The sequence below is a fragment of the Pseudomonas sp. B6(2017) genome (assembly GCF_002112765.1).
Lineage (GTDB): Bacteria > Pseudomonadota > Gammaproteobacteria > Pseudomonadales > Pseudomonadaceae > Aquipseudomonas > Aquipseudomonas piscis.
Window position 1 is genome coordinate 44711 of the sequence record NZ_NEIQ01000007.1, and the last position, 12053, is coordinate 56763.

11 protein-coding genes are annotated in these 12053 nt (G+C 65.4%); 8 read left to right on the forward strand and 3 right to left on the reverse strand.

What is annotated here, in order from left to right; all coding sequences use genetic code 11:
• The first annotated feature begins 169 nt into the window (after positions 1–169).
• A complete protein-coding gene (locus CAG11_RS13215) occupies positions 170–718 on the forward strand; it encodes an RNA polymerase factor sigma-70 (RefSeq protein ID WP_022639980.1) in 549 nt (182 codons plus the stop codon).
• Between the two features lie 49 nt (positions 719–767).
• Here the strand turns inward: CAG11_RS13215 and CAG11_RS13220 are convergent, their stop codons facing one another.
• The 3 genes from CAG11_RS13220 to CAG11_RS13230 form a co-directional block, all read right to left on the reverse strand.
• Positions 768–1127, reverse strand: a complete 360-nt coding sequence (locus CAG11_RS13220; protein ID WP_085596694.1) for a pyoverdine biosynthesis protein — start codon at positions 1125–1127, stop codon at positions 768–770.
• 89 nt (positions 1128–1216) lie between these two features.
• The gene (locus CAG11_RS13225) at positions 1217–2011 is read right to left on the reverse strand and encodes an ABC transporter substrate-binding protein (RefSeq protein WP_085596695.1); all 795 of its coding nucleotides are present in this window, start codon (positions 2009–2011) and stop codon (positions 1217–1219) included.
• 96 nt (positions 2012–2107) lie between these two features.
• Positions 2108–2731: a TetR/AcrR family transcriptional regulator gene (locus tag CAG11_RS13230; RefSeq protein ID WP_085596696.1), complete on the reverse strand. Its 624-nt coding sequence runs from the start codon at positions 2729–2731 to the stop codon at positions 2108–2110.
• Positions 2732–3076: 345 nt separating this feature from the next.
• Between CAG11_RS13230 and CAG11_RS13235 the strand changes: the two genes are divergently transcribed.
• From CAG11_RS13235 to CAG11_RS13265, 7 genes are all read left to right on the forward strand, one after another.
• A complete protein-coding gene (locus CAG11_RS13235) occupies positions 3077–4867 on the forward strand; it encodes an acyclic terpene utilization AtuA family protein (protein ID WP_085596697.1) in 1791 nt (596 codons plus the stop codon).
• A 9-nt stretch (positions 4868–4876) separates the two neighbouring features.
• Complete coding sequence (locus CAG11_RS13240; RefSeq protein WP_085596698.1) at positions 4877–5746, forward strand: SDR family oxidoreductase; 870 nt, start codon at positions 4877–4879, stop codon at positions 5744–5746.
• Positions 5747–5749: 3 nt separating this feature from the next.
• Positions 5750–7366 carry a geranyl-CoA carboxylase subunit beta gene (atuC, locus tag CAG11_RS13245; RefSeq protein ID WP_085596699.1) on the forward strand — a complete coding sequence of 539 codons (1617 nt, stop codon included), beginning with the start codon at positions 5750–5752 and terminating at the stop codon, positions 7364–7366.
• Between the two features lie 77 nt (positions 7367–7443).
• Positions 7444–8601 carry a citronellyl-CoA dehydrogenase gene (gene atuD, locus CAG11_RS13250; protein ID WP_085596700.1) on the forward strand — a complete coding sequence of 386 codons (1158 nt, stop codon included), beginning with the start codon at positions 7444–7446 and terminating at the stop codon, positions 8599–8601.
• Positions 8598–9395 carry an enoyl-CoA hydratase/isomerase family protein gene (locus CAG11_RS13255; protein ID WP_085596701.1) on the forward strand — a complete coding sequence of 266 codons (798 nt, stop codon included), beginning with the start codon at positions 8598–8600 and terminating at the stop codon, positions 9393–9395. The genes atuD and CAG11_RS13255 overlap by 4 nt, the downstream gene beginning before the upstream one ends.
• 28 nt (positions 9396–9423) lie before the next feature.
• The gene (locus CAG11_RS13260) at positions 9424–11379 is read left to right on the forward strand and encodes an acetyl/propionyl/methylcrotonyl-CoA carboxylase subunit alpha (protein ID WP_085596702.1); all 1956 of its coding nucleotides are present in this window, start codon (positions 9424–9426) and stop codon (positions 11377–11379) included.
• A 121-nt stretch (positions 11380–11500) separates the two neighbouring features.
• A complete protein-coding gene (locus CAG11_RS13265; RefSeq protein ID WP_085596703.1) occupies positions 11501–12040 on the forward strand; it encodes an exonuclease domain-containing protein in 540 nt (179 codons plus the stop codon).
• Positions 12041–12053: the final 13 nt, after the last annotated feature.

Below are 12053 nucleotides of genomic sequence, written 5' to 3' on the forward strand. Positions count from 1 at the left end.
TGCTCAGGACCGCCAATGCGCGCCCGTTCGCAATCTGTAAATCAGGAGAGCATTAGTTCTTTTTCTCAATTGACAATCATTATCATTCAGCCTAATTTGTCGCTCGATGTGTAGGACGAATCTGACCCCGCAGTAGTCCCACTACCCTCTTTGCAACAAGGTGATTTCCATGACGGAACAAGTATCCACAAGCAGGTGCGATTCACCGTTACTCCAGGCTTTTGTCGATAACCGCCTGATCCTGGTCAAGATTGCAGCACGCATCACCGGCTGCCGGTCCAGGGCCGAGGACGTCGTCCAGGACGCTTTCTTCCGGCTGCAATCGGCACCGCAGATCACCTCATCGTTCAAGGCCCAGCTCAGCTATCTGTTCCAGATCGTGCGCAACCTGGCCATCGATCACTATCGCAAGCAGGCGCTGGAGCAGAAGTACTCGGGCACCGAAGAGGAAGGCTTGAACGTCGTCGTCCATGGCGCCTCACCTGAAACTTCCCACATGAACTTCTCCACCTTGGAAAACATTGCCGAAGCATTGACCGAGCTGCCCTCGCGCACTCGCTATGCCTTCGAGATGTATCGCTTGCATGGTGTCCCACAGAAAGATATCGCCAAGGAACTGGGCGTTTCGCCGACCCTGGTGAACTTCATGATTCGCGATGCCCTGGTGCATTGCCGCAAAGTCTCGGGCAACCGCCCCGACACCTTCGCCCGTCGCTGACCCGCGACCGGTGCCGGGCCGTGGCGCCCAGCACCAGAACCGCTCGGGCTCAGCTCTCGAGCAGGCCGCTCCGGCCCAGGACCAGCAACGCCGCACGCTTGTGCAACAGATCGAATTCCTGCTGGCAATACCGACAACGGTCATGCCCGGCACACGCTGGCTCGTGGTTGGGAACCGGGGGGCGCTCGCAACCCGGTGGGTCCAGGTACAAGGCATGCACCTGGGCCGACAGCCAGAACGCCAGGCGGTCCTGGCGGGCCGCCTCCATGGCCTGCGCATCCACGGCCCCGGACTCCTGCCCCTCGACATGCAATGCCTGGAACAGCATCCGCCGTGCGGCAATCTCGTCGATGCCCAGCATGACGCCAGTGCCTGGGGATTCAACGCTCAGCGGATTCACAAGGGCCATGGCAAGGTCACCGTCGAATGGGCATTCAAGCAAGTGACGTGGGTCGCCAGGAAAAATTTAGCCCGCCGTGAACCGGGCCGGAAACGGGCTCAAGCGTGGGGAACGGGCGTGACCACGATGCGATAAGGCTCGAAGATCTTCAGCATCTGGCCGTTGTCCCGCAACCTTTGCAACAACCCGGCGAAATCCGGGGCGCTGATGGGCGCCTTGGGCCGGATCAGGCTGTAGTGGTGGTAGACCTGGTCGATGCGCTCGGAGACCAGCAGGCGATCGGTACTGTCGACGTTGCGGGCCAGGAAGTCGCTGAGGTAGGAACGCGTCACCAGGGCGATATCCGCCCTGCCGCGCAAGACCATCAGCAAATTGCTGTCATGGGAATAGGTCAGCGTGGCGTTGAAGGTATCGGCCAGGTAGCGGGTATCGGCATTGAACTGGGCGAAGGCGTAGTGATAACCGCTGAACAGGGCCAGGCGCTTGCCCGCAAGGTCGGCGAAGTATTCCTGGCCGCGCCCGGGCTGGCGCTGGGCGACGAAGATCTCCGCATCCTCGAGCCCCATGTCGACGCTGGTGTGTTCGATGTCCTGCCAGCCCCAGGCGGGGTTCTCGAAGATCGCCATGTCCACCCGCCCCTGTTCGAAATCGCGAAAGCGCCGGGGAATCGAAGTGGGCACCAGGACGAACTGGTAATCGCTTTGGGACTGGTTCAGCGCCTCTACCAGTTGCGGCAGCAGGCCAGTGTCGGCCCCGGTTTCAGGGCGTACGGTGTAAGGAGGGAAATGGGCCGCCGCGACCCGCACCAGTTGCGCCGAGGAGGCCGGAGCGACCCAAAGTGTTGCCAGAGCCAGCAAAAGCATTCGCAAGGCTGGCCGCAAAGGCAGGGACATCAAGGCAACACACCTCGGGCAAGAGAATGGGAATGCCGTAAAGCTAGGCGTTTTCGGACGCTTCGACAATCTGGCAAGCGATAATTAATCGGCGTTTCAGTGATCCTTCAGTACCAGCAGCAAGGCCTCTTGCGCCAACTGTTCCAGGGTCATGCTGCCCTCGGCGCGAAACCAGGTGGTGGTCCAGGACAGGGCGCCGGTGAGAAAGCGCCGGGTGATGAACACATCGCCCCTGATGAAACCGGCTTCCTTGGCCTCGCCCAGCACTTGCAGCCAGATCTGCTCGTAGATATCGCGCAGGGCCAGGACCGCCGCCTGGCCCTCGGCCGATAGCGAGCGCCATTCGTAGACCAGCACCGCCATGGCCTCGCCGCTACCGCCCATGATCGACTGCAGTTCGCAGCGGATCAGCGCCAGCACCCGCTCACGCACGCTGCCGGCCTCGGCCAGCTCGGCGCGCATCAATGCGGTGTTGTAGTGGATGGTCTCCTGCATCACCGCCCGCAGGATGTCGTCCTTGCTCTTGAAGTGGTGGAAGATGCTGCCGGACTGAATCCCCACCGCGCCGGCCAGGTCGCGCACGGTGGTGCGTTCATAGCCCTTGTTGCGAAACAGATGCGCAGCCGTGCGCAACAGCTTGCCCCGGGCGCTCTCGGGATCGGTCACTTGCCCGCTGGCGATCAGCTCGCGCACCACCTGCAAGGCTTTTTGCTCGTCCACCGGTGTTCTCCTACTTCACTTCATCGATCACTCTGGCGCCGCGCCCTGACAGGCCGTTGAAAAACTACCTGCGTTGCCATCGCTGCGTTAAAAACAGGCTGGTGCGCCAGCCCGGTCAAAATGCTCATTTACCACTCGTAAACTGCGCTTTTTCGGCTGTTTTTACCTTGCGCTGGCTGCCTCGCCGACGTTTTCAACGGCCTGCTAAAAGCGGGCACGGCGCGCGCAATTTAAGCTCCCTACCGCCCCCAAGCAAGCGCTTGGGTAGAAGAATAGCCCAGGGCATTTACAAACCAAGCGCTTGCTTGGTAGCCTCCGTGCAGTTCTTTTCTCGAGAGCCTCGCCATGACCAAGACCGTACGAATCGGCTGTGCCAGCGCCTTCTGGGGCGACACCAGCAGCGCCGCCACGCAACTGGTGCAAGGCGCCAGCCTGGACTACCTGGTATTCGACTACCTGGCCGAGATCACCCTGTCGATCATGGCCGGGGCCCGCATGAAGGACCCGGCGGCGGGCTACGCCACGGACTTCGTCGAAGTGCTCACCCCGCTGCTGGGCTCGATCCACGCCCAGAACATCCGCGTCATCAGCAATGCCGGCGGGGTCAATCCCCAGGCCTGTGCCGACGCCCTGCGCGCCGCCTGCGCCAAGGCCGGGGTGCCGCTGAAGGTCGCCGTGCTGCTGGGCGACGACCTGCAACCACAGTCCAGGGAGCTGGCCAGCGCCGCAATCGTGGAAATGTTCACCGGCGCCCCACTGCCGCCCATGTGCGTATCCACCAACGCCTACCTCGGCGCCCCGGGAATAGTCGCCGCCCTGGAACTGGGAGCGGACATCGTCATCACCGGGCGCGGGGTCGACAGCGCCGTGGTCAGCGCCGCCCTGGTGCATGAGTTCGCCTGGTCCTGGCATGACTACGACCGCCTGGCCCAGGCCGCCCTGGCCGGGCACATCATCGAGTGCGGCGCGCAGTGCACCGGTGGCAACTTCACCGACTGGCGCGACGTGCCGGACTACGAGCACATAGGCTTCCCCGTGGTGGAGGTCCAGGCCGACGGCCGTTTCGTGGTGAGCAAGGCACCGGGGACCGGCGGCCTGGTCAGCCCGCTGACGGTGGGCGAGCAACTGCTGTATGAGATCGGCAACCCCCAGGCCTACCTGCTGCCGGACGTGACCTGCGATTTTTCCCAGGTCCAACTGCAGCGAAAGGCCCCCGACGAAGTCAGCGTCCAGGGCGCCCGGGGCATGCCTCCCAGCCATCAATACAAGGTCAGCGCCACCTACCCGGACGGTTTCCGCTGCACCGCCAGTTGCCTGCTGGCCGGCATCGATGCGGTGGCCAAGGCCCGTCGGGTGAGCCAGGCGATCATCGACAAGACCAGCGAGATGTTCAGCCAGCGTGGCTGGCCCCCCTACAGCGAAGTGAACATCGAACTGCTGGGCAGCGAGGCTACCTACGGCCCCCACGGCCAGCGCCAGGACAGCCGCGAAGTGGTGATCAAGCTGGCCGTGCGCCATCCGAACAAGGCGGCCCTGGTGCTGTTCTCCCGGGAGATCGCCCAGGCCGCCACCGGCATGGCCCCGGGACTGACCGGCATCGTCGGCGGACGGCCGACGGTGTACCCGGTGATCCGCCTGTTCTCATTCTTGCTGGACAAGGACCGCTGCCACCTGGAAATCGACTTCGCCGACCAGCGCCATGCCTGCTCCCTGCCTGGGCCCGACCCGCTGGACCCAGGCGCCCTGCCCGTTCCCCACCCGCTGCCCAAGCCCCAGGGCCAGGCCGATGCCAGCGTGCCCCTGGTCAAGCTGGCGGTGGCCCGCTCCGGCGACAAGGGCAACCACAGCAACATCGGGGTCATGGCCCGCCACCCCGACTACCTGCCGTGGATCGCCGAGGCCCTGGCCCCGGAAGTCCTGGTGGACTGGATGAGCCATGTGCTGGACCCGGTCCATGGCCGGGTCCAGCGCTGGTACCTGCCGGGCACCCACAGCCTCAACTTCCTCCTGGAAAACGCCCTGGGCGGCGGTGGCGTCGCCAGCTTGCGCATCGACCCCCAGGGCAAGGCCTTCGCCCAGCAACTGCTGGAAATCCAGATCCCGGTGCCCCAGCGCATCGCCGACGCCGTCAATTAAGGAGCTGCCGTGGTGTACGACTCGATCTTCAAAGCGCAATTGTTTGCCGGCCAGACCATCCTCGTCACCGGCGGCGGCAGTGGCATCGGCCGTTGCACCGCCCATGAACTGGCAGCCCTGGGTGCCCGGGTGCTGCTGGTGGGGCGCAAGGCGGAAAAACTCCAGCAGGTCGCCGGCGAGATCGCCGAGGACGGTGGGCTGGTGGATTGGCAAGCCTGCGATATCCGCGACGAGGAGGCGGTCAAGGCCCTGGTCGGTGAGCTGATCGAGCGCTTTGGCCCGATCCATGGCCTGGTGAACAACGCCGGCGGCCAGTACCCGGCGCCCCTGGCCTCGATCAACCAGAAGGGCTTCGAGACTGTGCTGCGCACCAACCTGGTGGGTGGTTTCCTCATGGCCCGGGAAGTGTTCAACCAGTCCATGAGCAAGCACGGCGGCAGCATCGTCAACATGCTCGCCGACATGTGGGGCGGCATGCCCGGCATGGGCCATTCCGGCGCTGCGCGCTCGGGGATGGACAACTTCACCAAGACCGCCGCCTACGAATGGGGCCATGCCGGGGTCCGGGTCAACGCCGTGGCCCCGGGCTGGATCGCCTCCAGCGGCATGGACACCTACGAAGGCGCCTTCAAGGCGGTGATCCCCACCCTGCGCGAGCATGTGCCGCTCAAGCGCATCGGCAGCGAATCGGAAGTCAGCGCGGCCATCGTGTTCCTGCTCAGCCCCGGCGCGGCCTTCATCAGCGGCAGCACCTTGCGCATCGACGGCGCCGCCAGCCTCGGCAGCCGCGCCTGGCCCCTGGGCAAGGCGCGCAACAGCCACTCGTACAACGGTTTTCATCGGGCCTACCTGCCCGATGTGCTCAAGGACGGGGAATAAGCCATGCCGGTGATCCAATCCCAACTCGATCCACACAGCGCGCAATTCACCCAGAACCAAACGGCCATGCTGGCCGGCCTGCAACAGTTGCGCGATATCCAGCAACACCAGTTGGACAAGGCCGCCGAGGCCAAGGCCAAGTTCGAACAACGCGGGCAGTTGCTGCCCCGGGAACGCCTCAACCTGCTGCTGGATCCGGGCGCGCCGTTCCTCGAACTGGCCGGCTTGGCCGGCTACAAGCTGCACGACGACAAGGACGGCAGCCAGGCCGGCGGCGGCCTGATCGCCGGCATCGGCTACGTCTGCGGGGTGCGCGTGCTGGTGGCGGCCAACAACAGCGCGATCAAGGGCGGCACCATTTCCCCCAGCGGCCTGTACAAGTCCCTGCGCCTGCAACAGATCGCCATGGAAAACAAACTGCCGGTGGTGACCCTGGCCGAAAGCGGCGGCGCCAACCTCAACTACGCGGCGCAGATCTTCGTCGAGGGCGCACGCAGCTTCGCCAACCAGGCGCGGATGTCGGCCATGGGCCTGCCGCAGATCACCGTGGTGCATGGCTCGGCCACCGCCGGCGGTGCCTACCAGCCCGGGTTGTCGGACTACGTGGTGGTGGTGCGCGGCAAGGCCAAGCTGTTTCTCGCCGGGCCGCCCTTGCTCAAGGCCGCCACCGGCGAGGTGGCCACCGACGAACAGCTCGGCGGTGCCGAAATGCACGCCCAAGTTGCCGGTACCGCCGAGTACCTGGCGGAAAACGATGCCGACGGCATCCGCATCGTTCGCGAGATCGTCAGCCTGTTGCCCTGGAATGCCCAACTGCCGGCACCGCCGCCCAGGACCTGGAGCGAACCGCTGTATCCGATAGAGGAACTGCTGGGGCTGGTTCCCGACGACCCGAAGAAACCCTACGACGCCCGGGAAATCGTCGCACGCCTGGCCGACGGCTCGCAGTTCCTGGAATTCAAGGGCGAGTTCGATGCCCAGACGCTCTGCGGCCACCTGCAGATCCAGGGCCGGGCCTGCGGCTTCATCGGCAACAACGGCCCGATCACCCCCCAGGGCGCGAGCAAGGCCGCGCAGTTCATCCAGCTTTGCGACCAGAGCCAGACCCCGCTGCTGTTCTTCCACAACACCACAGGCTTCATGGTCGGCACCGAGTCCGAACAGCAAGGGGTGATCAAGCACGGCTCGAAGCTGATCCAGGCGGTGACCAACGCCCGGGTGCCGAAGCTGACCATCGTGGTCGGCGGCTCCTACGGTGCCGGCAACTATGCGATGTGCGGCCGCGGCCTGGACCCGCGTTTCATCTTCGCCTGGCCCAATAGCCGTACTGCGGTGATGGGTGGTGCCCAGGCCGGCAAGGTGCTGCGCATCGTCACCGAGGCCAAGCACGCCAAGAACGGCCAGGAGGCCGACCCGAAGATGCTCGACATGCTGGAGCAGGTCACCGCGCAGAAGCTCGACAGCCAGTCCACCGCACTGTACGGCAGCGCCAACCTGTGGGACGACGGCCTGATCGACCCGCGTGACACGCGCACCTTGCTGGGCCTGCTGCTGGACATCTGCCATGAAGCCCAGGTGCGCCCGCTGCAACCCAACAGCTTTGGCGTGGCGCGGTTCTGATCGCGCAGCACGGCCCGCAGGTAGCGGGACAAAAAGATCCGCTGGTGACGTCACTCAACTTGAGAAGGACAACAACAATGATCTTCACCCAGGAACACGAAGAACTGCGGCGCACGGTGCGCAACTTTGTCGAGCGCGAGATCAACCCCCATGTCGATGAATGGGAAGAAGCCGGGCGCTTTCCCATCCACGAGATTTTCCGCAAGGCCGGCGAGCTGGGCCTGCTGGGCATCTCCAAACCGGAGAAGTTCGGCGGCATGGGCCTGGACTACAGCTACTCGATCGTCGCCGCCGAAGAGTTCGGCACCATCCGCTGCGGCGGCATTCCCATGTCCATCGGCGTGCAGACCGACATGTGCACCCCGGCCCTGGCGCGCTTCGGCTCCGATGAACTGCGCGACGAATTCCTGCGCCCGGCCATCAGCGGCGAGCAGGTGGGCTGCATCGGCGTTTCCGAGGTCGGGGCCGGCTCCGATGTGGCCGGGCTCAAGACCCACGCCCGCAAGGACGGCGATGACTACGTGATCAACGGCAGCAAGATGTGGATCACCAACTCCCCCAGCGCCGACTTCATCTGCCTGCTGGCCAATACCTCGGACGACAAGCCCCATGTCAACAAGTCGCTGATCATGGTGCCGATGGACACCCCTGGCATCAGCCTCAGCCCGAACCTGGACAAGCTCGGCATGCGCAGCTCGGAAACCGCCCAGGTGTTCTTCGACAACGTGCGGGTGCCCCAGCGTAACCGCATCGGCCACGAAGGCGCCGGGTTCATGATGCAGATGCTGCAATTCCAGGAAGAACGGCTGTTCGGCGCGGCGAACATGATCAAGGGCCTGGAGTACTGCATCGACAGCACCATCGAGTACTGCAAGGAGCGCAAGACCTTCGGCAACCCGCTGATCGACAACCAGGTGATCCACTTCCGCCTGGCCGAGCTGTCCACCGAGATCGAGTGCCTGCGAGCCCTGGTGTACCAGGCCACCGAACAGTACGTGCGTGGCCAGGACGTGACCCGCCTGGCCTCCATGGCCAAGCTCAAGGCCGGGCGCCTGGGCCGCGAGGTCAGCGACAGCTGCCTGCAGTATTGGGGCGGCATGGGCTTCATGTGGGACAACCCGGTGGCCCGGGCCTATCGCGATGTGCGCCTGGTGTCCATCGGCGGTGGTGCCGACGAGATCATGCTGGGGATCATCTGCAAACTCATGGGCATCCTGCCCGGGAAGAAGAAATGAGCCTGTTGCCGAGTTGCCAGACACTGTTGCTGGAATCCCGCGACGGCGTGCTGTTCATCACCCTCAACCGCCCCGAGTGCCGCAACGCCATGAGCCTTGAGATGGTGGCGGAATTGCGCGCGGTGCTGGCCGCCGTGAACGAGCGCCGCAGCATCCGGGCCCTGGTGCTGCAGGGCGCTGGCGGACACTTCTGCGCCGGTGGCGACCTCAAGGACATGGCCGGCGCCCGGGCCCGGGGCAATGCGGCCTACCGTGAATTGAACCGGGCCTTCGGTGCGTTGCTGGAAGAGGCGCAGAAAGTCCCCCAGGTGCTGGTCTGCGTACTGCAGGGCGCGGTTCTCGGCGGCGGTTTTGGCCTGGCCTGCGTCAGCGATATCGCCATCGCCGAGCACTCGGCGCAGTTCGGCATGCCGGAAACCAGCCTCGGCCTGCTGCCGGCGCAGATCGCCCCGTTCGTGGTCCGGCGCATCGGCCTGACCCAGGCCCGGCGCCTGGCGCTCACCGCCGCCCGCTTCGATGGCGAACAGGCCCGGCAACTGGGCCTGGTGCACTTCGTGGAGAACGACGCCACGGCGCTGCAGGAACGCCTGGAGCAGCAGGTGGCGCAGGTCCTGCGCTGCGCCCCCGGGGCCAATGCACAGACCAAGGCCCTGCTGCTGGCCAGCGTCGACCAGCCCCTGGGGCCGCTGCTGGACCAGGCTGCCGACGCCTTCGCCCAGGCCGTCGGCGGCGAGGAAGGGACCGAAGGCACCCTGGCCTTCGTGCAGAAACGCCAACCGTCCTGGGCCGGCTGACGCCCCACACAGACACAGGAAGCCTACGATGCCCGCGTTCACCAAGATCCTGATCGCCAACCGTGGCGAAATCGCCTGCCGGATCCAGCGCACCGCCCAGCAACTGGGCTATCGCACCGTCGCCGTATTCAGCGACGCCGACGCCGAGGCGCCCCATGTGCGCATGGCGGACGAAGCCGTGCGCATAGGCCCCGCGCCGGTCCAGCAGTCCTACCTGGACAGCGCCGCGATCCTCGATGCGGCCCGGCGCAGCGGCGCCGATGCCATCCATCCCGGGTATGGTTTCCTCTCGGAAAATGCCGAGTTCGCCGCGGCCTGCGCGGCTGCCGGCATCACTTTCATCGGCCCCAGCGCCGCCGCCATCGAGTTGATGGGCAGCAAGCGTCGCTCGAAGATCGCCATGCTCGAGGCCGGCGTGCCCTGCATCCAGGGTTACCAGGGCGAAGAACAAGACGACGCCACCTTGCAGCGCGAAGCCCAGCGCATCGGTTATCCGTTGATGATCAAGGCCAGTGCCGGTGGCGGTGGGCGCGGCATGCGCCTGGTGCAGGAGCCCGGGCAACTGCTGGAGCAGATTCGTACCGCGCGCTCCGAGGCGCTGCACGCCTTCGGCAGCGACGAGCTGATCCTGGAACAAGCGCTGGTCGAGCCTCGCCATGTGGAGATCCAGGTCTTCGGCGACCATCACGGGCAGTTGATCTACCTCGGCGAGCGCGACTGCTCGATCCAGCGCCGCCACCAGAAGGTCGTCGAGGAGGCGCCCTGCCCGGTCATGACCCAAGAACTGCGCCAGGCCATGGGTGAAGCAGCGCTCAAGGCCGGACGGGCGGTGGACTATGTCGGCGCCGGCACCGTGGAGTTCCTGCTCGATGCCCAGGGGCAGTTCTACTTCCTGGAAATGAACACCCGCCTGCAGGTGGAGCACCCGGTGACCGAACTGGTCACTGGCCTGGACCTGGTGGCCCTGCAACTGCAGGTGGCTGCCGGCGAGCCACTGCCGCTGAAGCAGGAACAGGTACGCCTGTCCGGCCACGCCATCGAAGTGCGCTTGTATGCCGAGGACCCAGCCCAGGGTTTTCTGCCACAGACCGGCCAGGTGCTGCGCTGGGAGCCGGCGCCGGGTATCCGCACCGACCATGGCTTGCAGGAAGGCCAGTGGGTCAGCCCCTTCTACGACCCGATGCTGGGCAAGCTGATCGCCCACGGCGCCACCCGTGAGGAGGCCCGGCGCAAGCTGCTGCGCGCAGTGGAGGATTGCGTGTTGCTGGGCCTGGAAAGCAACCGGCGCCTGCTGGCCAACCTGCTCGGGCACCCGGTGTTCGCCAGCGGCCAGTTCAGCACGGCATTCATCGCCGAACACTTTGCCGAGGATCCGAGCCTGCAACCGCAGCCTCCCGGCCACGAGGAACTGGCCATCGCCGCAGCGCTGTTTCATCACCACGGCGCCAAGGCCCATGCCGGGCCGCTCGCCGCCTGGCGCAATAACGCCGGTGTAGCGCTGCACTACTGCCTGGGACAGGAGGAACGGCACTGGTCCTTGCAACTGAGCCCGGGGACCGCCGGCCAGGTTCAGGTCCGGCAGGCTGGGCAGTTAATGGAGCTGAAGGTCTGCAGCGCCGACGGTCGCCGGGCCATCCTGGAGCTTGGCGGCATCCGCCGGCACTACGCCTACCACCTGGAAAACCAGGAGCTCTGGCTGCACAGCCGACAGGGCAGCCTGCACCTGCAGGACCGGACCCACGCCCCGGTCCAGAGCCAGTCGGGCGCCCATTCGGGAACGCTCAAGGCGCCGATGGATGGCGCCATCGTCGACGTGCTGGTGAGTGAGGGCATGCGCGTCAGCAAGGGCCAGCTATTGCTGGTGCTGGAGGCGATGAAGATGGAGCATCCGCTCAAGGCCGGGATCGACGGGACGATCACCCGGGTCCAGGTCGGACTCGGCGACCAGGTGAAGAACCGCCAAGTGCTGCTGGAGGTGGAATAACCCTACAGGTCCTATCGGCGTCGGGGCGGATCGTATCCCGCCCGGCGCTCCCCCCTAGGCGGATTCCCCGGCTTTGGCTACGCTCAAGCGTCATCGAGATGGTTGAAGGCTGGAATTCGTGATGCCCCACTGGCTGGTAATAGATCTGGAAGCCACGACCGATGAAGGGGGCTGGCCGGTGAGCGAGATGGAAATCATCGAGATCGGCGCCACCCTGGTCAACCGAGAGGGCCGGGAACAGGACCACTTCCAGCGTTTCGTCCGGCCCGTCAGGCGCCCGATGCTGACGCCGTTCTGCCGCGAGCTGACCCATATCACCCAGGCCAATATCGACGGCGCCGCCCCCTTGAGCGAGGTCTGGCCCCTGCTCGAGCGCTGGCTGGCCCAGCATCGACCGCGCCTGGAGGGCTGGGCCAGCTGGGGCGACTACGATCGCAAGCAGTTGCAGCAGGAATGGCACAACCAGCAGTTGCAGAGCTTGCTCGCCGATGTACCGCACATGAACCTCAAGCAGCGCTTCGCCAAGGCCCGGCGCCTGGAGCGCCCCCTGGGGCTGAATACCGCCTTGCAACTGGCCGGGATGCAGTTCAATGGCCAGCAGCATCGGGCCCTGGAAGATGCCCGCAATACCGCACGCCTGCTGCCGCTGGTGCTTCCTTGATGGCGACAGGTGA

What these genes read in the sequence shown, in the direction of transcription:
- CAG11_RS13225 (WP_085596695.1), bottom strand. Translation starts at nt 2,011, where the DNA reads ATGTCCCTGCCTTTGCGGCCAGCCTTGCGAATGCTTTTGCTGGCTCTG.
- CAG11_RS13215 (WP_022639980.1), top strand. Translation starts at nt 170, where the DNA reads ATGACGGAACAAGTATCCACAAGCAGGTGCGATTCACCGTTACTCCAG.
- atuD (WP_085596700.1), top strand. Translation starts at nt 7,444, where the DNA reads ATGATCTTCACCCAGGAACACGAAGAACTGCGGCGCACGGTGCGCAAC.
- CAG11_RS13265 (WP_085596703.1), top strand. Translation starts at nt 11,501, where the DNA reads ATGCCCCACTGGCTGGTAATAGATCTGGAAGCCACGACCGATGAAGGG.
- atuC (WP_085596699.1), top strand. Translation starts at nt 5,750, where the DNA reads ATGCCGGTGATCCAATCCCAACTCGATCCACACAGCGCGCAATTCACC.
- CAG11_RS13255 (WP_085596701.1), top strand. Translation starts at nt 8,598, where the DNA reads ATGAGCCTGTTGCCGAGTTGCCAGACACTGTTGCTGGAATCCCGCGAC.
- CAG11_RS13260 (WP_085596702.1), top strand. Translation starts at nt 9,424, where the DNA reads ATGCCCGCGTTCACCAAGATCCTGATCGCCAACCGTGGCGAAATCGCC.
- CAG11_RS13220 (WP_085596694.1), bottom strand. Translation starts at nt 1,127, where the DNA reads ATGGCCCTTGTGAATCCGCTGAGCGTTGAATCCCCAGGCACTGGCGTC.
- CAG11_RS13235 (WP_085596697.1), top strand. Translation starts at nt 3,077, where the DNA reads ATGACCAAGACCGTACGAATCGGCTGTGCCAGCGCCTTCTGGGGCGAC.